Raw genomic sequence first — 23,363 nt, forward strand, 5'->3', positions numbered from 1 at the left:
ACAACGCCGCCATTTCAGGAAGGCGCGTTGGCCTGGGCGGCCGCGGGTGGGTTGGGCGATGCGTCCTTGGTGGCTTCGGAGCCCGCGAGCTTCGCGGCATTCTTGCCATTGGCGCCGGTGTTGGCGCCGATGTTGGCGATATCGCGCGGCGCGGGCACGGTCTGCGCGGGCAGCGTCCAGCGCATCACGCCGGGCTCGCCGGCCACCAGCAGGCGGCCCTGCCCTTCGTCCAGCACGGCGGCCAGGCTCTGCACGCCGCCCACCTTGCGCACGGCATAATGCTCACCCGCGTCGTCGGAGGTGACGATGGCGCCGCCCTGCCCGACCAGCACGAGGCGGCCGCCATTCAACTGCGCCGCGCCGAAGTACGAGACGCCCACGCCGCTGTCGACATGCGCCCACGTCTGCCCGCCGTCGGTCGAACGCAGCACGTTGCCGCGCATGCCGTAGGCGAACCACGTTCCATCGGCGAGCGGCAGCACGCCGAACAGCGACCCCGCATAGGGCGATGAACGCTTGTCCCAGGTCGCGCCGTTATCGTTGGACACCAGCAGCGTGCCGGTCTCGCCCGCGATCACGATGCGCCCCTTGCCGTCTCCCGCGATCGCGTTCAGATGGCGGTCTTCGGCCGGGGTCTTCTCGACGCTCCACGTTGCGCCCTCGTCATGCGACACGAGGAGTTGACCGAAACTGCCCGCCACGAAGAGCGGCCCGTTCGGCTGGCCCCAGATCGCGAGCAGCGGGTCGGAGTGGCGGTGATCGAAGTGGGTTTGCTGCCAGTGCTCGCCGCCGTCCACGGTGCGCAGGATCACGCCGTCGTGGCCCACGGCAATGCCGGTGCGCGGCGAAACGAAGAACACCTGGGTCAACGTGGACGGCTCTTTGGAGTCCACCGTGGCGCGCCGCCAGCTTGCGCCGGCGTCGTCGCTGAGCAGGATCACGCCGCGCTCGCCGACGGCAACGGCGCGCGAGCCGGCCTGCGCGAGGCCGTTGATCTGCAGATGATTGGCTGCGATGGTACTGGCCGGGAATGCGGGCAAGGGGCGCGGCGCGAACGCGAAGAGCGCCGCACCCAGCACCGCCGCCGACATCAGCAGGCCGGGAAGCGTAGTTTTCACGGAGTGTCTCCTCCAGGTAGTGCGTTTTTTTACTGCTGCTTCATTGGGGTACTACTTGTACTGTCTGTACTGCGTGTTCGCGCGGTCTACGCCGCGATTTCGAACAGCGCCGCCGCGCCCATGCCGCCGCCGATGCACATCGTCACCACGGCGAGCCGCGCGCCGCGCCGCTTCGCCTCGATGAGCGCGTGCATCGTCATGCGTGCGCCCGACATGCCGAACGGATGACCGAGCGAAACCGCGCCGCCGTTCACGTTCAGGCGCTCCATCGGGATACCGAGCTTGTCGCGGCAATAGATGGCCTGGCACGCGAAGGCTTCGTTGAGCTCCCACAGGCCGATATCGCTGACTGTGAGCTTGTGGCGCTCGAGCAGTCGCGGCACCGCGAAGACCGGGCCGATGCCCATCTCGTCGGCTTCGCAGCCCGCCACCGCGAGGCCGCGAAACGTGCCCAGCGGCGTGAGGCCGCGCGCGCGGGCGCTTTGCGCGCTCATCACCACGACCGCCGCCGCGCCGTCCGAAAGCTGCGAGGCATTGCCTGCGGTAATGAATTCGCCCTGGGCAACGGCTTCGCCGCCGCTCCATACCGGCTTGAGCGCGGCAAGACTTTCGGCGCTGGTTTCGGCGCGGTTGCATTCGTCGCGTTCGGCGCGCACGTTTTCGTGGCCGGTGACATTGCCCTCTTTATCGAAGAGCGCGCGGCGCACGTCGAGCGGCACGATCTCGGCGTCGAAGCGCCCTGCGGCCTGCGCCGCCGCCGTGCGCTGCTGGCTCACGAGCGAGTACGCATCCTGGTCGGCGCGGCTGATGCCGTAGCGGCGCGACACCACCTCCGCCGTTTCGATCATCGCCATATAGGCCGCGGGCTGTTGCGCGAGCACGCTTTCGGCGCGCGCGCGGTAGCTGTTCTTGTGACGGTTCTGCGTGAGCGTGATCGACTCCACGCCGCCCGCCACGACGATGTCGGCGTCACCGCATGCGATGCTGCGCGCGGCCACCGCGATCGACATGAGCCCCGACGAGCACATGCGATCGAGCGCCATGCCCGGCACGCTCGCGGGCAGCCCGGCGGCAATCGCCGAAAGACGGCCGATGTTATAGCCCTGGGTGCCCTGCTGCGCGGCGCAGCCCATGATGACGTCGTCGATCTCACGGCCTTCCAGGCCCGCGCGCTCTACCGCCGCGCGCACCACGTGGCCGCCCAGCGCGGGCGCCTCGGTATCGTTGAAAACACCCCGGTAGGCCTTGCCGATGGGCGTGCGCGCCACGGAGACAATCACGGCTTCGTTCATCGAATGCATTCCTGTTTCGGATCAGATAAATACGGAGTCAGAAGTAATAGCGGCTGATGGTGTCGACCACGCAGCCAGGCTTCGCCTCGCCCTCGATCTCCACGCTCACGCGGATCCATGCCTGCACGCCGCCTTCCAGCGCTTCGGCGCGCAGCAGCTCGCCCACGCCGCGCACCCGTGCGCCCACGCGCACCGGCGCCGGAAAGCGCACGCGCTCGCAGCCGTAGTTCACGCCCATGCTCGCGCCGTCGATGCGCACAATTTGCGGCAGGAAATAGTTGACGAGCGAGAGCGTGAGATAACCGTGCGCGATGCAGCCGCCGAACGGGCCGCTTGCGGCGCGCGCCGGGTCCACGTGGACCCACTGATGGTCGAGCGTGGCGTCGGCGAACTGGTTGATGCGCGCCTGGTCGATGTCGAACCACGGGCTCGCGCCAAGGCGCTCGCCCACCGCATCGAGCAGCTCGCCCGGCTGCGCGAACACGCGCACGGGCGTGGCTTCGGCGGAAACGTCGAGCGTGCTCATCATGCCTGCTGGCTGCTCACGGAGAGCACTTCGCCAGTCATATACGACGCGTAGTCGCTTGCAAGAAACACCATCACGTTTGCCACCTCCCAGACTTCGGCTGCGCGCCCAAATGCTTCGCGCGAGGCCAGTTGTTCGAGCAATTCGGCCGGAGCCGATTTCTTCAGAAAATCGTGCAGCGCAATGCTCGGCGCCACCGCGTTGATGCGCACCCCATGCGGCGCGGCCTCCAGCGCCGCACAGCGCGTGAGCGCCATCACACCGGCCTTGGCAGCCGCGTAATGCGCCTGCTCCGCCTGCGCCCGCCAGCCCAGCACCGACGCGTTGTTGACGATCGTGCCGCGCCCGCGCGCCTGCATGTGGGGCAACATCGCACGCATCATGCGGAACGTGCCGGTAAGGCTAATGTCGAGCACGCGCGACCATTGCGCATCGTCCATATCGACTAGACGGCACGAGCCGCCCAGACCCGCGTTGTTCACGAGCACGTCCACGCCGCCGGTTTTGTCCTCGGCTTCGGCCACCAGCGCCCTCACCTGTTCCTCGTTGGAGACGTCGCACAGGCGGCCATAAACGGCGTCCAGACCGGTTTCATCGCGCAGCCTGGCCACGGCTTCGGTCAGGCGCTTTTCGTGGATATCGGAGATGAACAGCGCGCGGCAGCCTTCCTCGGCGCTGCGCCGGGCCGCCGCGAAGCCGATGCCGGCACCGGCGGCGGCGGTGATGAGCACCGACTTGCCCGCGAGCAGTTGATGACCCGCCACATAGGGCGGCGCAATGGCGAGACCTTGAGAAACGTTCATGCTTGACCTCTGGGTTCTTTCGGCATGCCGAGCCCGCGCTCGGCCATGATGTTGAGCTGGATTTCGTTGGTGCCGGCGTAGATGGTGTCGGCCCGCGAGAACAGGAACACGCCCTGCAGGCGGCTGCGCTTCGCGTCGTTGGCATCGACGAGGTTCGCGCGTTCGCCGAGCACGTCCATGGCGAGCTGGCCCAGATCGCGGTGCCAGTTCGACCAGTAGTACTTGTAGATGAGCGAGGACTTGTCGAGCACACCCGACGCCGCGCCCCCTTCGCCCGCGCCCCCTTCGCCCGCGCTCGCGAGCATGCGCAGCGCGTTGTAGCGCATCGTGCGCAGCCCGGCCCACGCCTTCGCAATGCGCGCGCGAATGGCCGGATCGTCGGCCACGCCCGCCTCGCGCGCGGCCTCGATCACCCAGTCGAGCTCGCGGATGAACTGCATCTGCTGGCCGAGCGTGGAGATGCCGCGCTCGAAGCCGAGCAGCGTCATGGCGATGCGCCAGCCGTCGCCGGGCTCGCCCACGAGGTCGGCGGCTTCGGCGCGGGCGCCGTCGAAGAAGACCTCGTTGAACTCCGCGCCGCCGTTCATCTGCTGGATCGGGCGGATTTCCACACCGGGCTGGTCGAGCGGCACGAGGAAGAACGAGAGGCCCTTGTTGCCGCGCGATTGCGGGTCACTGCGCGCGAGCACGAAAATCCACTCGGAGTCGTGCGCGAGCGAGGTCCAGACTTTCTGGCCGTCGATGCGCCACGCGCCGTCGGCTTGACGCTCGGCGCGCGTGCGCACGTTCGCGAGGTCCGAGCCCGCGCCGGGCTCCGAATAGCCCTGGCACCAGAACTGCGAGCCCGCGAGGATGCCGGGCAGGAAGCGGGCGCGCTGATCGGCGTTGCCGCAGGCGATCAGCGTGGGGCCGAGCAGCCCTTCGCCAATGTGGCCCATGCGGCCCGGGCCGCCCGCGCGCGCGTATTCCTCGTGGAAGATCACCTGGTCGGCAATGCTCCAGCCGCGCCCGCCTGCTTCCACGGGCCAGCCAAGGCCGGTCCAGCCACCCTCGGCAAGCTCGCGCTCCCATGCCTTGCGCAGCTCGGGGAATGCGTCCTCGTCGCCGGGGCCGCCACGGTAGCGCAGGCACGCGAATTCGCCCGTGAGGTGCGTGGCCATCCAGGCGGCAATCCCGGCGCGCAGGCGCGCTTCGCGGTTACCGCTCTGGTCGTTGAAATTCGCGTTGAAATTCGCATCGATGCGTGCGTTCATGCGTTCGCTCCTGCAAGAGCCGCTGCGCTCGTGGGTTCGACCGCAGCGTTGCCGCTCGCGCCGTCGATCACGTGACCTGCGAGCCAGCCATAGAGTTGCGACGTCGAGCCGAACAGCGCACCGCTAGCCTGTGCGCGCTTGAAATAAAGCTGTGGATCGTACTCCCAGGTAAATCCCACCCCGCCGTGCAGTTGAATGGCTTCCTGGGCGCAGAAGCGGAACGCGTCGTTCGCACTCGCCTTGGCGACCGCAATATCGGCGTACAGCGCAGCCGTGGGCACGCCTTGCGCGGCATCCCACGCAGCCGCCGCGCCGAGCACCGCAGAGCGCGCCGCCTCCACGGCCACGAGCATTTCGGCGCAGCGGTGCTTGACCGCCTGGAACGAGGCGATGGCGCGTCCGAACTGCACGCGCTCCGCCGTGTAGGCCAGCGTAAGGTCGAGGCATTGCTGCGCGCCGCCCAACTGCTCGGCCGCAAGCCCGAGCGCCGCAAGCCATGCCGTTTCCGTGAGCGCGCGCCGCACCGCAACACCGCGCGCGAGGCACGCGGCGGGCATGACCTGCACGTCGTCCAGCACGATGCCGGCAAAGGCACGTGTGGTGTCCAGCGTCGCGAGCGGCGTGCGCGCGACGCCCGCTTGCGCCGTTTCGACGGCGAACAGCGCGATCTCGCCGCTATCGTTATTGGCCAGGCGCGCGGGCACGAGCAGCAGGTCGGCCATCACGCCGTCCAACACGGCAGCGAGCGTGCCGCTCAGGCGGAAGCCGTCGGGCGTTTCATGCGCTTCGACGCTCACGGCCTGGCATTCACCCGCGTCGGACGGCGCGGCATGCCCAATCGCCAGCGCGGCGCGCGTCTCGCCCGCCGCGATGCGCGCGAGCCAGCGCACGGCTTCCTCGGAACCCTCATCCGCATCGGCTTCGGCCGGGTCGCCCGTGCAACGCGCGAGCGCCTGCGCGGCCAGCACCGCCGTGCCGAAGTACGGTACGCACGCAAGCCTTGCCCCGAGCTGCTCCATCAGCAGCACGAGTGCCGTCGCGCCCAGCCCCGCGCCGCCCGCGTGCTCCGGCACACTCAGGCCGCACCAGCCGAGTTCCGCCGCCACGGTTTGCCAGAGCGCCGCGTCGTAGCCCGCATGACGCGCGATCGCGCGGCGCACGTCGGCGGATGCGCTCTGCTGCGCGAGCACCTCGGCCGCGCTGTCGCGAATCATGACCTGCTCTTCGGTGAGTACCAGGTCCATGGCGTCAGCTTCCGTACACGCGCTGTGCGGGCCGCGCCTGCTCGACCAGCGCCGCCACTGCCGCGCCCACTTCGTGCGCGGGCCAGCGTGCGCCACGGTCCACGCTCGGGCCCGTGCGCCAGCCCTCGGCCACCGCGATCATGCCGCCCGAGACCTCGAACACCTGCCCCGTCACCTCGCCCGATGCCTCGCTCGCGAGCCACACCACGAGCGGCGCGACGTTGGCCGGATCGAAGGCGTCGAAGCCGCCATCCTCGGGCTTCTTCATGACGTCGGCGAACACGGCCTCGGTCATCGCGGTGCGCGCCGCCGGCGCGAGCGCGTTCACGCACACGCCGTAGCGCTGGAGCTCGGCGGACTGCATCAGCGTGAGCGCCGCAATGCCGGCCTTGGCCGCGCCATAGTTGGATTGCCCGATCGAGCCTTGCAGCCCCGCACCCGAACTCGTGTTGACGATGCGCGCCGCCACCGGCGTGCCCGCCTTGGCAGCGTCGCGCCAGCCGCGCGCGAGAATCTGCGCGAGGCAGAAGTGGCCGCGCAGATGCACGCGCATGACGGCGTCCCAATCGTCCTCGGTCATACTCGTGAACATGCGGTCGCGGCAGATGCCCGCGTTGTTCACCAGCGCGTGCACCGTGCCGAAGGCTTCCTGCGCGGCATCGACGATGCGCTGCGCCGTGTCCATGCGGGTGATGTCGTCGGCGTTCGCGAGCGCGCGGCCGCCGGCCTGCGCGATCTCCTCGCACACGGCGCGCGCCGCGTCTTCGCGCACGTCGTTGACCACCACCGCCGCGCCTTGCTCCGCCAGCGCCAGCGCGTACGCGCGCCCCAGCCCGCCGCCCGCGCCCGTGACAATCACGGTCCGTCCCTTGCAGATTCCCATACCTGACCTCTCGTAGTGTTGCTCTTGCTATGCCGCGTTCAAAGGCGTTCGATGATGGTCACGTTCGCGAGACCGCCGCCTTCGCACATCGTCTGGAGTCCGTATCGACCGCCGGTGCGTTCGAGTTCGTGCAGCAGCGTCGTCATGAGACGCGCGCCCGTCGCGCCCAGCGGATGCCCCAACGCAATCGCGCCGCCATTCGGGTTGGTGCGCGCCGCGTCGTAGCCCGTTTCGGCAAGCCAGGCGAGCGCGACCGAAGCGAACGCCTCGTTGATCTCCACTGCGTCGATGTCCTTCATCGCGAGGCCCGTTTTTTTCAGGGCGTGGCGCGTGGCGGGAATGGGCGCAGTCAGCATCCAGAGCGGGTCGTCGCCCAGCACGCTCAGGTGATGGATGCGCGCGCGCGGCGTGAGGCCGTAACGCTTCAGTGCATCTTCCGAGACGATCAGCAACGCCGCCGCCGCATCGCAGGTCTGGCTCGACACGGCCGCCGTGAGCGAGCCGCCCGGCATCAGCGGTTCGAGCGAGGCCATTTTTTCGAGCGTGGTGTCGGGGCGCGGAGTTTCGTCGCGCGAGAGGCCGAAGCACGGCACGACCTCGAGCTCGAAGCGCTTTTCCTCGATCGCGGCCACCGCGCGGCGATGGCTTTCCAGCGCGTAGCGCTCCATCGTTTCGCGCGAGAGGTTCCAGTGATCGGCGATGCGCTGGGCCGCGTCGAACTGCGAGACCGGCGCATCGCCAAAGCGCGCGCGCCAGCCCTTGCTGCCCGAGAACGGGTCGGTGAAGCCGAGCGGCACCGCCGCCGTCATCGCCGAGGAGATGGGGATTTGCGTCATGGTCTGCACGCCGCCCGCAATCACCACGTCCTGCGTGCCGCTCATGATGGCCTGCGCCGCGAAGTGCACGGCCTGCTGCGAGGAGCCGCACTGGCGGTCCACGGTCACGCCCGGCACCGTGAGCGGCAGGCCTGCGGCCAGCCAGCAGGTGCGCGCGATATTGCCGGCGAGCGGGCCGATGGTATCCACGCAGCCGAACACGACGTCGTCGTAGTCCTCGGCGGGAATCGCGTTGCGCTTGACGAGTTCCTGCAGCACGAAGCCGCCCAGGTCGGCGGCGTGCACCGGCGCGAGCGTGCCCTTGCGACGGCCCGTGGGCGTGCGCAGCGCGTCGACGATATAGGCTTGTTTCATGGTCACTCCAGTTCGAAGGTGCGCGCGGGGCCGATGGGCGTATGCGCGTCGATGAGCGTGCTGGCGACGCGCTCGCGATGGAACGTGGCGTCGCCCCAGTTGCCCGCGAGCGCCCAGATGCGCTTGACGAAGATTTGCAGGTCGAGCTCCCACGTGTAGCCCATCGCGCCGTGCACCTGGATGGCGTTGCGCGCGGCCAGTTGCGCGGCTTCCAGCGCGGCGAGCTTCGCGTGCGAGACGTAGAGCGCGCGCTGCGGGTCGTCGGTCGCCAGCGCGCACGCTGCGCGGTAGACCACGGGGCGCGCGAACTCATAGCGGATCGCGACATCGGCGAGCAGGTGCTTGACGGCCTGATACCCGCCAATGGGCTTGCCGAACTGCTTGCGCTGCGAGGTGTAGTCGATGGCGGCGTCGAGCACGCGCTGGGTGAGGCCGAGCAATTGCGCGGCCACCGCGAACGCGCCGTGATCGAGCGCGGCGTCGAGAATCGGCGCGGCTTCGGCTGCGGTTGCGATGCGCGTCGACGGGCCGGGCGTCCATTGAAGCTCGAAGATGCGCCGCGACGGATCGATGCTTTGCACGGCCTTGCGCGTGCAAGCCGAGGGCGCCACGCGATGCAACTCGCCGTCGCGCTCGCACAGCAGCACGTGGGCGACGTGCGCGTCGGCAACGTGCGGATTCACCGGATGCCCGAGCGCCACCCGCGCATTGCCCGCCGCGATCTGCGCAAGCAGCGTGTCGCGCCAGTCACTCGCGGGGAGCCGTGCGAGCATCGCCACCGTCACGAACGCGGTGTCCATGAGCGTGTCGGCGCCGCCGAAATACCCCCAGGTCTGCGCGAGCAACGCCCATTCGGCGGCCGACATGGCCAGGCCGCCCTGCTCCTCCGGCACCGATACAGCGGTCATGCCCTGCGCCGCCAATTGCGCCCAGAGGGGCTCCGAGCGTCCGCTTTCGGTCTCCCACAGTTCGCGGAGCAATTCCGGCGTGAGCTCGGTCATCAAGAAGCGGCGCGCGGAATCGGCCAGCGCTTCCTGATCTTCGTCGAATGAAAAGTCCATATGTCTCCCTTTTTCGATTCATCAGCATTCCGAATCGAACGGCATGCGGCAGCGAATGGCTGCGTCGTTGTTTTCGCTACCCGCGCGGCATGCCCAGCATGCGTTCGGCGACGATGTTGCGCTGGATTTCGTTAGTGCCCGCGTAAATCGGACCGGCCTGTGCGAACAGGAATCCGTCGAGCCAGTTGCCCAGTCGCGCGTGGGCTTCGTCGCCGTGCGGCATCACCTCCGCCTGCGCGCCCAGGATGTCGAGCGCGGTCTGGTGCATCCGTAGGTCCAGCTCCGACCAGAACACCTTGTTGGTGCTCGATTCCGGGCCGATATGCCCGCCCTTCTGCAAGCGGCTCGCCGTCATGTAGGTGGAGAGCGCATACGCCTGCGCGTCCATCCACGCGGCGGCCACGCGCTGGCGCAGCGACGGGTCGCGCCGCGCCGCCTCGGGATGCGCGAGCAGCAATTCGCGCAGCGCCTCGGCCGTGCGCTGGAAGCGTGCCGGCGAACGCAGCATCAGGCCACGCTCGAAGCCTGCCGTCGCCATCGCCACGTGCCAGCCCATGCCTTCGCCCGCGATGCGGTTCGCCACCGGCACGCGCACGTCGTCGAAGAAGATTTCGGCAAAGCCGGTCTGCCCGTTCAATTGCCGGATCGGCCGCACCGTCACGCCCGGCGCATTGAGCGGCACCATCAGGAACGTGAGGCCGTGGTGGCGCGTGGACTGCGAGTCGCTACGGAACAGGCCGAACAGCCAGTCGGCCCAGACCGCGCGCGTCGACCAGATCTTCTGGCCGTTGAGCACGTAGTCGTCGCCGTCGAGGAACGCGCTCGAGCGGATCGCCGCCATGTCCGAACCCGCGTTCGGTTCGGACCAGCCCTGCGCCCACACATGCTCGCCCGAGGCCATCGCGGGCAGGAAGCGCGCCTTCTGCTCGTCGGTGCCGAAGTCCATCAGCGTGGGGCCGAGCAGGAAGATGCCATTCTGGTTCACGCGCATCGGTGCATCGGCGCGCCAGTATTCTTCTTCGAAGATCAGCCACTCGATCAAGTCGCAGCCGCGCCCGCCCAGCTCACGCGGCCACGTGACCATGCTCCAGCGGCCCGAATGCAGCGTGCGCTCCCATTCGCGGTGCGCGGCGAAACCCGCTTCGGTGTCGAAGCTCGGCAGTGGCTTGCGCGGCACGTGCTCGGCGAGCCACGTGCGGATTTCCTCGCGAAACGCGCGCTGTTGCGGTGTGTAGTCGAGCTTCATGCGCGGCCCTCGCCCGATTGTGTCCCCGATTGGGTCGCATCAAAGCGCGCCTCGCGCTTTTCCACGAAGGCGCTGCGCGCCTCGGTCGAATCGTTCGACATATACGCCTGCAGCGTGAAGCCCTGCTCCCAGCGGTATTTGTCTTCGAGGTCGCCGTCTTCCACGCCGTTGAGCGCTTCCTTTGCGAGCGCGAGCATGGTGCCGCTCTTCTCGGCAATGCGCTGCGCGAGTTCGAGCGCCGCCTCGCGCAACTGCTCGCGCGGCACGACACGCTCCACCGCGCCCAGCCGCCATGCCTCGTCGGCGCCCACCATGTCGCCGGTGAAGTACATCGCGCGAACCTTCTGCACACCGAACATTCTTTGCAGATGCGCGCCGCCGCCCATCGCGCCACGGTCGATCTCGGGCACGCCAAAGCGCGCGCATTGCGAGGCCACCACGATATCGGCCGCGCCGCAAATGCCGATGCCGCCGCCCAGCACGAAGCCGTGCACCGCCGCGATCACCGGCTTCGGGCTGCGGTGCACCGCGCGAAACGTGGCGTAGTTGCCCGCGTTCACCGCGACGATGCGCTCGGGATGCGCCGACAATTCCTTGATGTCGACGCCCGCGCAAAAACCCCGGCCTTCGCCGCGCAGCACGATCACGCGCACGCTCTCGTCGCGGCCAAGCGCGTCGATGGCGGCGGCGAGCGCGTACCAGTCCTCACTGTCGAGCGCGTTGACGGGCGGGCGGTCGAGCGCGAGCTCGGCTACCGCACCCTCCTTGCCCACGCGTGCGATCGAGAAAGCCGGCTGCCGTCCATTTTGGGCGGCGGTGGCCGGGGTCGCCCCCTGTGTTGTTCCGTTATGGCTTGCTTGTGTCATGTCCCCGTCCCTCATCTCGTGAATGGGTGAATATTCGTTACGCACGCACCGTGGCGGCTTCTGCTTGCGCGCGCTCGCCGCGCAGCGCCGCAAGCGCATCGAGCCGCTCGCAAGCCTCGCGCACGATGCGCAGAATCACCGTCTCGCAAGGCTCGATTGCGCCGATCATCGCGGCAGCCTGCCCGCCCGGCAGCACGCCTTCGTCGGGCTGACCCTCGACAATCGCGCGCTGGATCAGGTACGGCGCGTTCGCGGCCATGAGCGTCTGACTCGCGGTGTAGCCGTGCTCGCGCAGCGCCTTCATGCCGATGGACGCCATCTGCGCGAGCGACAAGCCGTTCTGCTTGCGCCAGGCCTGCGCGGTGCGCAGCGCGAAAAGCGTGCGGCGCAGCGGCCCGAGCGATTCCAGGTGCAGCAGATACGGGTTGTCGATCATGCGTTGCGGCAGGCCGTCGAGCGCCGCCGAAACGCGGATCTGCGCCGGATCTTTCACGGCCACGTAGCGCGAGAGCGTTTCGCGCGGCACGGGCGATTCCTCGGTCATGAGAAAGCGCGTGCCCATCGCGATGCCCGCCGCGCCGTAGCCGAGCGCGGCAGCAAGGCCGCGTCCGTCGAAGAAGCCGCCCGCCGCGATCACCGGCACCTGCACGGCGTCGAGCACACGCGGCAGCAGCAGCGTGGTCGGCACCGAGCCGGTGTGGCCGCCGCCTTCGGCGCCCTGCACCGTTACCGCGTCCGCGCCGAGTTCGACGGCCTTGGCCGCGTGCTTGGGCGCGCCCACCGTGGGGATGCAGAGCACGCCCGCGTCCTTGAAGCGGCGAATCGTCTTGGCATCGGGGCCGCGCCCGTAGCTCACCGCGCGCAGCCGGTGGCGGATCGCAAGATCCACGACCTGCGCCGCGTTGGGCTGGAACATATGGAAGTTGATGCCGAAGGGCCGGTCGGTGAGCGATTTCACGCGCAGGATCTCGGCCTCCACGCGATCCGGCTCCAGCGTCGCGCCCGCCAGAAAACCGAAACCGCCCGCATTGCAGGTGGCCGCGACGAGGCGTGCATCGGCCACCCAGCCCATTGCGGTCTGCACGATTGGGTAACGGCAACCGAGCAGGTCCGTGAGCGGCGTGCGCAGTGTGCCTGGAACTTCAGCCAGAAGCGCGCTCATGACGTGCTCTCCGGCGTAGGTTCCTTCGCCTCCGAACCCGGCGCGCGCTGCGACTGCGCCATCTTTCGCGCGTCATAGCCGCCCAGGCGGTCGCCGCTCACGAGTTCGTTGTGCGCATGCGCAAAGTGATGCCAGGCGAATGCGGCATCCATCGCCGCGCGCTTGCCTTGCAGCTCTTCCACGTGATTGATCGCCTGCTTGGTGAGCGTGAGGCCGAGGCGCGGCATCGCTGCAATCTTCGCGGCGATTTCCTGAACACTCTCATGCAACGACTCGCGCGGCACGACGCGGTTGACCATGCCCATCTGCTGGGCGCGCTGTGCGTTCATGCGCTCGCCAAGGAACAGAAACTCCTTGGCGATGCGCGGATTCAACTCATAGGCGTGCGCGAAATACTCCACACCGGGAATGCCCATGCGCACGACGGGATCGGCGAAAAAGGCGTCTTCCGAGGCGACGATCAGATCGCACACCCACGCCAGCATCAAGCCGCCCGCCACGCATGCGCCCTGCACCATCGCGATGGTCGGCTTGGGCAGGTCGCGCCAGCGGCGGCACATGCCCAGATAGACTTCCTGCTCGCGTGCGTAGAGGAACTCGCCGCCTTCCTTGTTCACGTGGTCGTACCAGAGCGACTGGCGCTCGAACGACTTGTCGATGTCGCGCCCCGGCGTGCCGATGTCGTGCCCCGCCGAAAAATGCTTACCCGCACCCGCGAGCACGATGACCTTCACCGCGTCGTCGTGTGACGCGCGCTTGAACGCGGCGTCGAGCGCATAAGTCATCTGCGAATTCTGCGCGTTGTGGTACTCGGGGCGGTTCATCGTGATGGTGGCGATGCCATCCTTCACTTCGTAGAGCACGACTTCATCGTTGTGCGAAAGACTGTCCTGCATGATGGCCTCGCTTCGCTTTACACGCGCCGCGGCGCGGGGTTGTCGCGCAGGATTGCTGCGCGCAGGTTATGCGGGTCGAGGGCGCGCACGATGCGCAGGTCCTCGGCGCTGGGCGGCGCGGTCGTGCCGATGTCGTCAGCGGCGATGAGCGGGAAGCCCGTGGCCGCCTGCACTTCCTCGAAGCTCACGCCTGGGTGCAGCGAACGCACGCGCACCGCGTGGTCCGGGCCGCCGAAGTCCATCACGCAGAGGTCGGTGACGACCGCGCGCAGATCCGTGAACGCACGCATGCCTTCGATCTCGCGCGCCGGGTTGTAGCCCACGCTGCACACCATGTCGACCTCGCCCGCCACGAAAGTGCGCGTGCTGTGGCCCGCCACGAAGAACGAGTTCGCGTGATTGATGCTGTTGCCCGGAAAGCCGCGTGCGCCCAGCAGTTGCGTCTTCGGCTTCGCGTAGTCGCTGCCGAGGCACGAGATGTTGGCCTGGCCGAAGCGGTCGATCTGCGTGGGCATGACGAGTGCATGGCGGCGTCCGTGCCACACGCAGTCGAACACGCGCTCGTAGGTCATCCAGCCGCTCGCCGCCACGCGATAGGTCGAATCGCGCGGGCCCAGCGGCACCGGATTTTCGACGAGATAGGCCTCGCCATCGGTGAGCATGAGGCCGGGGTTGTACGCAAGGCGCGCGAGGCCCGCCGCGAGACGCGGCCCCGTGCCGATGCCGGTGGCCAGCACTTCGCCGTCGTCACGCCAGAGTCTGGCCGAGGCGACGATCATCAGCTCGGCGAGGGAATAGTCGATTGCTTCGTTCACGCTCGCTCCTTTACAGAATCGGCAGCGGCAGCGCCGCGATATGGGAAGGACCGCCCGCGCCCGCCAGCCAGGCGGACTCGTCGGGGCCCACGACGTCGCGCAGATACGCGGCGGTTTGCTCCGGGCTCGCCGCAGCGGCGCTATAGGCCTTCAAATGCGGCAGATCCCAGCCGTAGGCCGGCGCGCACGAGGTGGGATGCGCGCCGCACGGCGCGTGCACCACGCCCGTCACGAGCGAGCGCTCGAACGGATTGCGGCGCGCCGCCTCGAGATCGGCGCTCGCGAGCGACTCCGAAAGCGTCTCGCAGCTCACGAAGGTGCGCTTCGCGGCGCGCGCGAACCAGGCGTCGAAGAACGGATCGGGACCGTCGATGCGCGTATTGCCCATCGCGTCGGCGGCGTTGACGTGCAGCAGCGCGGCGTCGAGCTCGATGGCCGGCATCGCGAGCAAGGTTTCGCCATCGTCATAAGGCGAGCGGACCGTGCGCAGATGCGGCGCGTGGCGCAGCAAATCGGTGCCGAGGCCCACACGCGTGGGCAGGAACGGCAGGCGCGCGGCAGCGGCGCGCAGGCCCAGTTGCAGCAGGCCCTCGTCCAGTTCCCAGACATCGATCGCACCCGTTTCGCGAGCGCGGCGGAAATGCGCCTCCAGCGGAATCACGTCGAGCGACACAAAACCGAACACCACCTTCTTGACCTTGCCGGCCGCGCACAGCAGACCCACGTCGGGGCCGCCATAGGCGACCACGGTGAGATCGCGCAGCGACGAGCGCGCAATCTCGCGCACCAGCGCCATGGGCTTGCGGCGCGGGCCCCAGCCACCGATGCCGATGGTCATGCCGTCTTCAAGCTGAGCGACTACGTCGCGCGCGCTCAGGCGTTTATCGAGCGTTTTCATCAGGGTTCCTTAAAATCCGATGCTGAAGTCGTGGCCCCACAGGCTCACGCGCGTGGCTTCGTAGACGTTGTGCTCGCGCCAGTCCACCACCAGGCCGCCATAGCCGTATTCGAGGTCGAAGCCGCCCGGTGTCTTCATGTAGAACGACGTCATGTGGTCGTTGCAGTGGCGGCCGAGCGTGGCCGAAAGCTTCACGCCGTGCGCGTTCATGCGGTCGAGCGCGCGGCCCACCTCGTCCATGGAAGGCACCTCGGCCATCACGTGAATGCAGCCCGAGGGCACGGCAAGGTCCATGATCGCGAGGCTGTGATGGCGCGCGTTGCCGCAATGCAGGAAGTGGATGCGCTTTTCGGGCTCGGCCGGATCGGCGGAGAAGCGCACGCGGAAGATATCGGAGAGCGCGAAGCCCAGCACGTCGCGCAGGAAGCTGTCGGTGGCGTCGAACGCCGGTGCGGGCAGCACCGCGTGGCCGAGGCCCATGGCGCCGGTTACGAAGCCGGGCACGCCCACGGGCGAGACGAAGCGGCGGAAGTCCGAGCGCACGCCCCAGAAGAATTCGTGACGGTTGCCCGAGGGGTCGAGACACCAGACCATCGCCTGGACGCGGCGCAGCGCCGTTTCTTCGGCGCTGGCGCGGCGCGGCTCGACGCCGGCTTGTTCGAGCCGCGCGACCATCGCGGCGAGCGCCGCTTCGTCGGCCAGTTCCCAGCCCGAGGCAAAATAGCGGTCTTCGTCGCCTGGCACGATCAGGTAACGGTAATCGCGCTCGTCCATCTTGAGGTAGAGCGCGCCGCTTTCACCGCTAGCGCCCTGGTTTGCGTCACGCGCCTCCATGCCGAGCACGTCCCGCGCATAGTCGCGCCACTTGTCGACCTGTGCCGACTGCACGACGACGTAGCCCAACGCTCGCACATCGCTCATCTTCGCCCCTCCAGAAAGCCCGTTGTAGTGAGGTCTATTCTGGCCGCCGGGGGCGGTGGCAACATCGTCTGTTGGGACTATGGGTTGGGGAGGTGTTCTGGCGGGGGTTTGGCGGGGATTACGGCGCTTTGGCCATGTTGAAGGTCACGGTCAATATCCCGCTTCCTTCGGGTGTCGGACGGCAAGAAACCGGAGCGCTGCTCGAGTTCATGCAACCCTAATATTTGGGTAGGCCACCGGACCTACGAAATCCACTCGGCGTGCAGTTTCTCGCTATCGCCAAGATAATCGAGTACCCAACTCAGCACCGGCGGTATCTTCTGGCTGTGCCACGCCACGCAGCATGGGCTCGGCGTCTTGGGATTGCAAATCGTCTTTTCAACAAGCCGGCCCGATTCGATAAAAGGCCGCGCGAGATGCACCGGCATATAGCCGATCCCCAGTCCCTCCACGAAGCAGTTGATCGCGCGTTGCCAGTCGGGCACCACGAGGCGGCGCTGGTTGGGCAGCAGCCACGTATCGCGGCGCGGGATTTCGCGCGCAGTGTCCTCCAGGCAAATCGAAGGAAAAGTGGCGAGCAGTTCGGTGCTGAGCGGCGCTTGCACATCACCGAGCGGATGATGCGGACTGGCAAGGAACGCCCATTCGATCGAACCCATGTCGCGAAACGAGAACTCGCCGCCAACCGGCACCGCCGTGGTTGCGCCGATTGCGATATCCGCGCGTCCCGTGGCCAGCGCTTCCCAGACGCCGTTGAACACTTCGATGCGCACGATCAACTCCACGTTGTCGAAGTGCCGATAGAAGTCGGCCATGAGCGCATTGATGCGGTGGCTCGAAACGATGTTGTCGAGCGCAATGGATAGGCTGGGCTGCCAGCCATTCGCCACGCGCCGCGTTTCGCGGCGGATTTCCTCCATCTTGTTGAGGATGCCGCGCGCCTCGATCACGAAATGCTGCCCGGCCTCGGTAGGCGCGACGCGGCGGTGCTGGCGCGTGAACAGCACAACGCCAAGTTCCTCTTCGATATTGCGAACCGCATAACTCACTGCCGAAGGCACACGATGCAGCGCCTTCGCGGCGGCGGTAAAGCTACCGGTTCGCGCGATCAACTCGACGAGTTCGAGTGATTCGATAGATAGCATTGCGCGTCCCCTTGTTGTGAATTTATTTGATGGCACGCGTGAAAATATACCGTTTCACGTTTGAACTGCGCACATCGATACTGTTACGGACAGTATTTGGCGCCACCTGGCCCACAGCGCCGATATCGTCCCTATCGACAGTTATTTCTCAACGAGGGTTTATGGCAAACAACGTAATCGGCCTTGGCGCCATCGCGGTGCTCGGAGGCTGCGCGGTCGCGTTGCAGGGGCAGTTCATGGGTGTCATGGCAAAGAGCATTGGCACCACGGGCGGCATTTTTGTGAATTACTTTAGCGGCGCCGTGCTTGCGATGATTTTGCTGTTTGCAGTCCAGGGCGGCAGCCTCAAGGCGTGGACCGAAGTGCCGTGGTACGCACTCTCGGCGGGCGCGCTTGGACTCGTAATCGCGGGTTCGATTGGCTATACCGCTTCACGGCTCGGCTTGACAACGGCCTTCACCATCATCGTTGCCACGCAATTCGCCGTGTCGGTCATGCTCGATCATTTCGGCTGGCTCGGGGCTACGGCGCGGCCGCTCGAAATGACGCGCGTGGCGGGCATTGGCGCCATTATCGCCGGGGTCTGGCTCACATCGAGGTGAGGCGAATATCGCCTCACCTGCTCGCTGATTCGCTGCGGGGATGACGCCTTCCGCTCGCCATGCCTGCGCTAGGCAGCCACCCCTTCCCTGAGCCGATACTTCAGCACCTTCCCCGCCGCGCTCACCGGCAGCGCTTCAACAATCTCGATGCGCCGAGGGACCTTGTAGTTCGCCATGTTCCTGCGCGCCCACTCGGTAAGCGAAGCCGGATCCGCTTGAGCGCCCGCGCGCAGCACGACATAGGCGTGCCCCACCTCGCCCAGGCGCTCGTCGGGCATGCCAACGACGGCGACCTGCGCAACGGCCTCGTGCGCCGCGAATAGCCGCTCGATTTCCGCCGGGTAGCAATTGAATCCGCCCACGATGAACATGTCCTTGATGCGGTCGGTCACGCGCAGATAACCGCGCTTGTCCAGCGTGCCCAGGTCGCCCGTGTGCAGCCACCCCTGCGCATCCACCGTTTGCGTCGTGGCCGCCTCATCGTTCAAGTAACCGCGCATCACGTTATACCCGCGCACCCAGACCTCACCGGTCTCGCCTGCTGCGAGCGGCTCGCCATCCGCGCCCGCGATGCGCAGTTCCATGTCCGGCATCGCGCGGCCCGAGGTCTGCGCGACCGTCACGGCATCGTCGCCATGACGGCATAGCGTGGCGAAGCCGCACGATTCGGTGAGGCCATAACCCGTGAGCACCGTTTCGAAGTTCAGCTCCGCGCGCATGCGCTCGACGAGGCTGGGCGCAATCGCCGCCGCGCCCGTTACCGCCACGCGCAGCGAAGACAGATCGAGCCCCGCGAGCCCCGGCGTTTCGAGCAGCGCGTGATAGAGGGTCGGCGGCCCGGGCAGCACGGAAACGCGCTCGCGCACGACGCGCTCGAGAACAGCCTTCGGATCGAACACCAGATGCGGCAGCACGGTCGCGCCGCTCGTGAGCGCCGCGAGCCAACCCGCTTTGTAACCGAATGCGTGAAAGAACGGGCTCACGATCAGATAACGGTCGCCTTCACGCAGCGTCGCGATCTCAGCCCATCCGTGCGCCGCGCGCACGTTCTGGCCGTGCGCGGTCATCACGCCCTTCGGGCGACCCGTGGTGCCCGAGGTGAACATCACGTCCATCAGCGTGTCGGGGCCTACTTGCGCTTCGCGCGCGCGAAACGCTTCGAGCGGCGTTTGCGGAGCCCGCGCGAGGAACTGCTGCCAGTTTTCGTCGCGGCCATCCGCGGTTGATGCGCCGCCGAACACGATCACGCGTTCCAGCGTGGCGGGCCGGTGCGGCGCGAGCATCGCAGGGTAATCTTCACCAAGGAACGCGCCGCAGCTGAACAGCACGCGCGCGCCGCTGTCGGCGAGAATCGCGCCTGCTTCAAGGCCTTTCATGCGCGTGTTCACAGGCACGAGCGCCGCGCCCACGCTTTGAATCGCGAGCGCCGCAACGATCCATTCAGCCAGATTGGGCGCCCAGATGGCGACGCGCTCGCCAGATTCGATACCGCAGGCCATCAGCGCGCGCGCCGCTTCGATGCGCGCAGCGTCGAGTTCGGCATAGCTCAGGCTTTGTTCGGGCGTTTCGATCGCAATGCGCGCGCCGTAGCGCGCCGCGCCGCGTGCGATCAGCGCGGGGGTGGTCAGGGTTTCGTGGAGCGTTGCCGGGTTGGGCGTCGGATTGGGCGTCATTTAGGGACTCCGGAAATACATGCGCCGCCGCTGCGTGCGTCCACGACGGCACGCGTTGCGGCGGCGCTCAGGGCCAGGAACCTCGCATGCACAGCGTGCACGCGCGGCGCCTAGTCGGGAAACACGATACGCAGTTCGGCGCTCGCTGGCGTCGCGCTGCATGCAAGCGTCCAGCCGGCCGCGCGTTCTTCTTCGTCGAGCACGCTGTTCTCCGCCAGCGTCACGCTGCCTGCCTCCACGCGGCACATGCACGCGCCGCACAGGCCGCTGCGGCACGAACTGGGCGGCGAGAGACCGGCGCGCTCCATCGCGTCGAGCAGCGTCTCGTTGGGTTCGCAGGTGAACTGCGTGCTTGCGCCGTCGAGTTGCGTTTCGATGTGCGCGGATTGCGGCGCGCTTTCGGTCACGCTTGCAGTTGCCTCACGCTCGATGCCTTGTGCCTGTGCCGGCGGCTGCGTGCGCGCGGACGGTCCCGCCTGCGCGGGCCGGTCGGGCAGCGAAGCAAAGCGCTCGACATGAATCTTCGCGCGCGGCAGCCCGAGCGCGAGCATCGCGGCCAGAGCGCTTTCCATGAAGAGCGCCGGTCCACAAATGAAGCATTCCTGCCGGCTCCATGGCCGCGCCAGCTCTTCCAGGTGGCGCTGCTGCGGCACGCCCTGCACGCTGTCGAGCCAGTGAATCACGCGCAGCCTGCCGGGGTGCCGCTGCGCGAGATCGCGCAACGCCGCGCCGAAGATCACCGAGGATTCGTCGCGGTTCGCATAGATCAGCGTGAGCATGCCGCGCCCGCCCACCAGCGCCGCCTTGAGAATCGAGAGTACCGGCGTGATACCGCTGCCGCCCGCGAACAGCAGCAGGTCGTCGTCGAGCGAGCGCGGCGTGAAGACGCCCGCGGGCGCCATCACGTCGAGTTCGTCGCCGGGGTGCACGCTGTCGCACAGCCAGTTGGAGGCACGGCCCTCGCGCACGCGCTTGACCGTGATCTTCGGGGCCGTGTCCACGCCGGGGGCGCTGGACAGCGAGTAGCAGCGCTGCAACGTCGCCTGCTCGCCCGGCAGGCGCAGCGTCAGAAACTGCCCGGGCCGGTACGCGAATGCGTCGGCCAGCGCCACGGGCAGTTCGAACACGAACGAGCGCGCATCGGCGCTTTCGGCTATCACGTCGGCTACCCGCAGCCGATGAAAACGCGCTTCGGTCATGGTGTATTACCTCAGGCAACGCCCATGATCATCTGCGCGTTGTCGATGCGATACTCGCTGCCGTTGATGAAGCGCGATTCATCGGAGGCGAGGAACAGCACGAGTTGCGCGATGTCTTCGGGCAGGCACATGCGCGAGCGCGGATCGACCGACTCGGTGATCTGCGTGCGCCCCGCTTCGGCCGAGCCGAAGAACGGCTCGGTCATGGGCGTGAGAATGCCGTCCGGGTGAATGGTGTTGGCGCGGATCTTGTAGCCCTGCTGCTTGCAGTGCGCGGCGATCGAGCGCGTCATGGCCGTGACCGCGCCCTTGCTAGCCGAGTACGCGCAGAATGCGCCAAGGCCGCCCAGCGCCGCCACCGAAGACATATTGACGATCGAGCCGCCCTTCTCCTTCATCGCGCGCACCGCGGCCTGGCAGCCGAGGAAGTAGCCGTCCGCGTTGATGCGCAGCACGCGCTGCCATTGTTCGAGCGTGGCGTCTTCGATGCTGCCGAGTTGCAGGATGGCCGCGTTGTTGACGAGCACGTCAGGCGTGCCGAACTGCTTTTGCGCAGCGCCGAACACATCGTTCCAGCCCGATTCCGAGGCAATGTCGTGACGCACGAACAGCGCCGCGTCGCCGATCTGCGCGGCCACGGCGCGGCCCGCTTCCTCGTTCAAGTCGGTGAGCACGACGCGTGCGCCTTCAGCGGCGAACAGCAACGCGTCGCACTTGCCCACGCCGCTCGCGGCGCCCGTGATCACGGCGATCTTGCCCTTGAGTCTGTCTCCCATCTTCGTTCTCTCTCTTCGTCAGTGTGTCAGTGGATAAAGCGGAATGACTTTCGCGCTTGCTGTTTTGATCGCGGATGCTTTACGTTCGGCATCCTGATCATTGAAAATCCGCTCGCGTGCGGCCTGCGTTTCGCGCGCTGCCGCGCGGCCCGCCTGGCGGCCCGACCAGATGCAGTCCGCGAGCGAGAGTCCGCTCACGTAGTGATTCGAAGCGAGGCCGCGCGCGGCGCGCCCCACCGCGTAAAGCCCTTCGACCGCGCCGCCTTTAGCGCGCAGCACGGCGTTGGTGGTTTCGTCCACGCGCAGGCCGCCCAGGGTGATCGCGGGGCATGGAAACGCGCGGCTCGCCGCCGAGATGTCGAGCGCGTAGAACGGCGCTTGCGCGAGCGGCGCGAGCATCGCGGCGGATTTGCCGAAACCCGCGTCGCGCCCTTGCCGCGCGGCGGCGCGGTACGCGGCCAGCGAGCGTTCGAGCGTGGCGGCGTCCGCGCCGATCTGCTCGGCTAGCTGCGCCACGGTGGCCGCGCGCTTGCGCCCGCCCAGCATGAGCATCAGCGCGGGCACGCTCTGGAATGCCCACAGGCGGCCACGCACGCATTCGCGCAACGCCTCGCGCACGAGCGCCGCATCGAGAATCAACCACGCGCGCCCGTCGCGCGTCTCGCACATCGCATGGCCGAGCGTCGCGCCGTAGACCTCTTCGTTGCAGAAGCGCTCGCCACGCGCATCCACCACGCAGCCGCGCGCCCAGGCGAACGGCGGGTTGATGAAGCGCCACGCGGAAACGCGCTCCATGCGGTCCGCGACGCCGCCCGCCGAGACGCCGAGGCGAATCCCCGAGCCGTCGCAGCCGGTGGTGCCGAGACGCCAGTTGGCGAGATAGCGCGGCGCGTGCTGCGCGAGCATCTCGTGGTTGAAAATGAAACCGCCCGTGGCGAGCACCACGGCATCGGCGCGAATATCGAGCGCACGGCTCGCGCGCAGTTCCAGGCGAAGCAGCGCCGCGCGCAGACGGTCGGCGAGCGCGGGCAGGCCGTTGTGCAGCTTGTCGGCCCAGCGGGCGAGGCGCGCATGCTGGCGCTGCGCGCGGCCCGGCTCGACGCGCCAGACCTGCGCGCCGATCACTCGGCCAGTTGTATCGACGATGAGCCTGCGCACGCCCGCGTGGCGCAGGATCTCGACATTGGGCTCGGCCTGCACGGCACGGCGCAGCGTGTCGAACAGCACGCGCCCCGACATGCCGCGCCCCTTCGTGCGATGCCCGCGCGGCGCGGGCGGCACGGCGGGCGCGTCGCCCACCGCTTCATTGCCCGAGTAGTAGAGATAGGCGTGCTCGGGCGGATAGGAGGTCTTGCGCGCGGGCATCGTCGAGCCGAAGCGCACACCCTGGCGTTCGAGCCACGCGAGTTGCGCGACGCTGCCATTGCAAAAGCGTTCGAGCGCGTCCGGCGAAACCGCATCGCCCACTTCGCCTTGCAGATAGGCGGCCATTGCCTCGGGCGTGTCCGCATACCCGGCCTCGCGCTGATAAGTCGTACCGCCGCCCGCGTAGACCACGCCGCCGCTCTTCGCGCTCGCGCCGCCGCCCTCGAAGCGCTCGACGATGCGCACGCGCGCGCCGGCCTGCGCCGCCTCCAGCGCGGCGCACGCACCCGCCGCGCCGAAGCCCGCAATCAGCACGCCGCACGCGTCGTCCCAGCGGTGCGCCCTTACATCGGCGACGACGAGCGGCGGCTCCACAGGCGTCGCGCTCGCGCCTGCCTGGGCGTGCGTGTTCGCGTCGTTCATGGCGTG

22 protein-coding genes are annotated in these 23,363 nt (G+C 67.9%); 1 reads left to right on the top strand and 21 read right to left on the bottom strand.

The features are described 5' to 3' along the window. Positions 1-14 precede the first annotated feature (14 nt). The 17 genes from HV773_RS10555 to punR all read right to left on the bottom strand — a co-directional run bounded on the left by HV773_RS10555 (position 15) and on the right by punR (position 17,319). On the bottom strand, positions 15-1,118 hold the full coding sequence (locus HV773_RS10555; RefSeq protein ID WP_175195092.1) for a WD40/YVTN/BNR-like repeat-containing protein: 1,104 nt from the start codon (positions 1,116-1,118) through the stop codon (positions 15-17). A gap of 86 nt (positions 1,119-1,204) precedes the next feature. Then, positions 1,205-2,410, bottom strand: a complete 1,206-nt coding sequence (locus tag HV773_RS10560) for an acetyl-CoA C-acyltransferase (protein WP_175195094.1) — start codon at positions 2,408-2,410, stop codon at positions 1,205-1,207. Between the two features lie 37 nt (positions 2,411-2,447). Then, positions 2,448-2,939 carry a MaoC family dehydratase gene (locus tag HV773_RS10565; RefSeq protein WP_175195096.1) on the bottom strand — a complete coding sequence of 164 codons (492 nt, stop codon included), beginning with the start codon at positions 2,937-2,939 and terminating at the stop codon, positions 2,448-2,450. Further along, positions 2,936-3,739 (bottom strand): SDR family oxidoreductase, encoded by an 804-nt coding sequence (locus tag HV773_RS10570; RefSeq protein ID WP_175195098.1) that lies wholly within the window; start codon positions 3,737-3,739, stop codon positions 2,936-2,938. Before HV773_RS10570 ends, HV773_RS10565 begins: the two co-directional genes overlap by 4 nt. Further along, entirely contained in the window at positions 3,736-4,992 is a 1,257-nt protein-coding gene (locus HV773_RS10575; protein WP_175195099.1) for an acyl-CoA dehydrogenase family protein, read from the bottom strand. The genes HV773_RS10570 and HV773_RS10575 overlap by 4 nt, the downstream gene beginning before the upstream one ends. Then, positions 4,989-6,236, bottom strand: coding sequence for an acyl-CoA dehydrogenase family protein (locus HV773_RS10580; RefSeq protein WP_175195100.1), 1,248 nt, complete (start codon positions 6,234-6,236; stop codon positions 4,989-4,991). The genes HV773_RS10575 and HV773_RS10580 overlap by 4 nt, the downstream gene beginning before the upstream one ends. 4 nt (positions 6,237-6,240) lie before the next feature. Further along, entirely contained in the window at positions 6,241-7,119 is an 879-nt protein-coding gene (locus HV773_RS10585; RefSeq protein ID WP_175195101.1) for an SDR family oxidoreductase, read from the bottom strand. A 38-nt stretch (positions 7,120-7,157) separates the two neighbouring features. Further along, entirely contained in the window at positions 7,158-8,309 is a 1,152-nt protein-coding gene (locus tag HV773_RS10590) for an acetyl-CoA C-acetyltransferase (RefSeq protein ID WP_175195102.1), read from the bottom strand. A gap of 2 nt (positions 8,310-8,311) precedes the next feature. Next, on the bottom strand, positions 8,312-9,370 hold the full coding sequence (locus tag HV773_RS10595) for an acyl-CoA dehydrogenase family protein (RefSeq protein WP_175195103.1): 1,059 nt from the start codon (positions 9,368-9,370) through the stop codon (positions 8,312-8,314). 76 nt (positions 9,371-9,446) lie between these two features. Further along, positions 9,447-10,616, bottom strand: a complete 1,170-nt coding sequence (locus HV773_RS10600) for an acyl-CoA dehydrogenase family protein (RefSeq protein WP_175195104.1) — start codon at positions 10,614-10,616, stop codon at positions 9,447-9,449. Continuing rightward, complete coding sequence (locus tag HV773_RS10605) at positions 10,613-11,482, bottom strand: enoyl-CoA hydratase family protein (RefSeq protein ID WP_175195105.1); 870 nt, start codon at positions 11,480-11,482, stop codon at positions 10,613-10,615. Before HV773_RS10605 ends, HV773_RS10600 begins: the two co-directional genes overlap by 4 nt. Positions 11,483-11,519: 37 nt before the next feature. Next, positions 11,520-12,644 (bottom strand): NAD(P)H-dependent flavin oxidoreductase, encoded by a 1,125-nt coding sequence (locus HV773_RS10610; RefSeq protein WP_175195107.1) that lies wholly within the window; start codon positions 12,642-12,644, stop codon positions 11,520-11,522. Beyond that, entirely contained in the window at positions 12,641-13,540 is a 900-nt protein-coding gene (locus HV773_RS10615; protein WP_175195108.1) for an enoyl-CoA hydratase, read from the bottom strand. The genes HV773_RS10610 and HV773_RS10615 overlap by 4 nt, the downstream gene beginning before the upstream one ends. Before the next feature lie 17 nt (positions 13,541-13,557). After that, complete coding sequence (locus HV773_RS10620; protein WP_377731360.1) at positions 13,558-14,319, bottom strand: CoA-transferase subunit beta; 762 nt, start codon at positions 14,317-14,319, stop codon at positions 13,558-13,560. A gap of 46 nt (positions 14,320-14,365) precedes the next feature. Beyond that, positions 14,366-15,253 carry a CoA transferase subunit A gene (locus HV773_RS10625; protein ID WP_175195112.1) on the bottom strand — a complete coding sequence of 296 codons (888 nt, stop codon included), beginning with the start codon at positions 15,251-15,253 and terminating at the stop codon, positions 14,366-14,368. Between the two features lie 9 nt (positions 15,254-15,262). Next, a complete protein-coding gene (locus tag HV773_RS10630; RefSeq protein ID WP_175195114.1) occupies positions 15,263-16,174 on the bottom strand; it encodes a VOC family protein in 912 nt (303 codons plus the stop codon). Positions 16,175-16,416: 242 nt separating this feature from the next. Continuing rightward, positions 16,417-17,319 carry a DNA-binding transcriptional activator PunR gene (gene punR, locus HV773_RS10635; protein WP_175195116.1) on the bottom strand — a complete coding sequence of 301 codons (903 nt, stop codon included), beginning with the start codon at positions 17,317-17,319 and terminating at the stop codon, positions 16,417-16,419. A gap of 161 nt (positions 17,320-17,480) precedes the next feature. Here punR and HV773_RS10640 point away from each other — a divergent pair, with 161 nt between their 5' ends. Then, positions 17,481-17,921, top strand: a complete 441-nt coding sequence (locus HV773_RS10640) for a DMT family transporter (protein ID WP_175195118.1) — start codon at positions 17,481-17,483, stop codon at positions 17,919-17,921. 68 nt (positions 17,922-17,989) lie between these two features. On the opposite strand, the gene HV773_RS10645 is transcribed toward HV773_RS10640, so the two are convergent. The 4 genes from HV773_RS10645 to HV773_RS10660 all read right to left on the bottom strand — a co-directional run bounded on the left by HV773_RS10645 (position 17,990) and on the right by HV773_RS10660 (position 23,357). Then, positions 17,990-19,594, bottom strand: a complete 1,605-nt coding sequence (locus tag HV773_RS10645; RefSeq protein ID WP_175195119.1) for a FadD3 family acyl-CoA ligase — start codon at positions 19,592-19,594, stop codon at positions 17,990-17,992. A 110-nt stretch (positions 19,595-19,704) separates the two neighbouring features. Beyond that, a complete protein-coding gene (locus HV773_RS10650) occupies positions 19,705-20,793 on the bottom strand; it encodes a ferredoxin--NADP reductase (protein ID WP_175195121.1) in 1,089 nt (362 codons plus the stop codon). Positions 20,794-20,804: 11 nt separating this feature from the next. Continuing rightward, entirely contained in the window at positions 20,805-21,569 is a 765-nt protein-coding gene (locus HV773_RS10655; protein WP_175195123.1) for an SDR family oxidoreductase, read from the bottom strand. A gap of 18 nt (positions 21,570-21,587) precedes the next feature. Further along, entirely contained in the window at positions 21,588-23,357 is a 1,770-nt protein-coding gene (locus tag HV773_RS10660) for an FAD-binding protein (protein WP_175195125.1), read from the bottom strand. Positions 23,358-23,363: the final 6 nt, after the last annotated feature.

The organism is Paraburkholderia caffeinitolerans, from assembly GCF_902859945.1.
Taxonomy (GTDB): domain Bacteria; phylum Pseudomonadota; class Gammaproteobacteria; order Burkholderiales; family Burkholderiaceae; genus Paraburkholderia; species Paraburkholderia caffeinitolerans.

Bases quoted from the DNA above. Each gene is read 5' to 3' on its own strand.
- HV773_RS10560 (WP_175195094.1), bottom strand. From the start codon at position 2,410: ATGAACGAAGCCGTGATTGTCTCCGTGGCGCGCACGCCCATCGGCAAG.
- HV773_RS10565 (WP_175195096.1), bottom strand. From the start codon at position 2,939: ATGATGAGCACGCTCGACGTTTCCGCCGAAGCCACGCCCGTGCGCGTG.
- HV773_RS10570 (WP_175195098.1), bottom strand. From the start codon at position 3,739: ATGAACGTTTCTCAAGGTCTCGCCATTGCGCCGCCCTATGTGGCGGGT.
- HV773_RS10575 (WP_175195099.1), bottom strand. From the start codon at position 4,992: ATGAACGCACGCATCGATGCGAATTTCAACGCGAATTTCAACGACCAG.
- HV773_RS10580 (WP_175195100.1), bottom strand. From the start codon at position 6,236: ATGGACCTGGTACTCACCGAAGAGCAGGTCATGATTCGCGACAGCGCG.
- HV773_RS10585 (WP_175195101.1), bottom strand. From the start codon at position 7,119: ATGGGAATCTGCAAGGGACGGACCGTGATTGTCACGGGCGCGGGCGGC.
- HV773_RS10590 (WP_175195102.1), bottom strand. From the start codon at position 8,309: ATGAAACAAGCCTATATCGTCGACGCGCTGCGCACGCCCACGGGCCGT.
- HV773_RS10595 (WP_175195103.1), bottom strand. From the start codon at position 9,370: ATGGACTTTTCATTCGACGAAGATCAGGAAGCGCTGGCCGATTCCGCG.
- HV773_RS10600 (WP_175195104.1), bottom strand. From the start codon at position 10,616: ATGAAGCTCGACTACACACCGCAACAGCGCGCGTTTCGCGAGGAAATC.
- HV773_RS10605 (WP_175195105.1), bottom strand. From the start codon at position 11,482: ATGACACAAGCAAGCCATAACGGAACAACACAGGGGGCGACCCCGGCC.
- HV773_RS10610 (WP_175195107.1), bottom strand. From the start codon at position 12,644: ATGAGCGCGCTTCTGGCTGAAGTTCCAGGCACACTGCGCACGCCGCTC.
- HV773_RS10615 (WP_175195108.1), bottom strand. From the start codon at position 13,540: ATGCAGGACAGTCTTTCGCACAACGATGAAGTCGTGCTCTACGAAGTG.
- HV773_RS10620 (WP_377731360.1), bottom strand. From the start codon at position 14,319: ATGATCGTCGCCTCGGCCAGACTCTGGCGTGACGACGGCGAAGTGCTG.
- HV773_RS10625 (WP_175195112.1), bottom strand. From the start codon at position 15,253: ATGAAAACGCTCGATAAACGCCTGAGCGCGCGCGACGTAGTCGCTCAG.
- HV773_RS10630 (WP_175195114.1), bottom strand. From the start codon at position 16,174: ATGAGCGATGTGCGAGCGTTGGGCTACGTCGTCGTGCAGTCGGCACAG.
- punR (WP_175195116.1), bottom strand. From the start codon at position 17,319: ATGCTATCTATCGAATCACTCGAACTCGTCGAGTTGATCGCGCGAACC.
- HV773_RS10640 (WP_175195118.1), top strand. From the start codon at position 17,481: ATGGCAAACAACGTAATCGGCCTTGGCGCCATCGCGGTGCTCGGAGGC.
- HV773_RS10645 (WP_175195119.1), bottom strand. From the start codon at position 19,594: ATGACGCCCAATCCGACGCCCAACCCGGCAACGCTCCACGAAACCCTG.
- HV773_RS10650 (WP_175195121.1), bottom strand. From the start codon at position 20,793: ATGACCGAAGCGCGTTTTCATCGGCTGCGGGTAGCCGACGTGATAGCC.
- HV773_RS10655 (WP_175195123.1), bottom strand. From the start codon at position 21,569: ATGGGAGACAGACTCAAGGGCAAGATCGCCGTGATCACGGGCGCCGCG.
- HV773_RS10660 (WP_175195125.1), bottom strand. From the start codon at position 23,357: ATGAACGACGCGAACACGCACGCCCAGGCAGGCGCGAGCGCGACGCCT.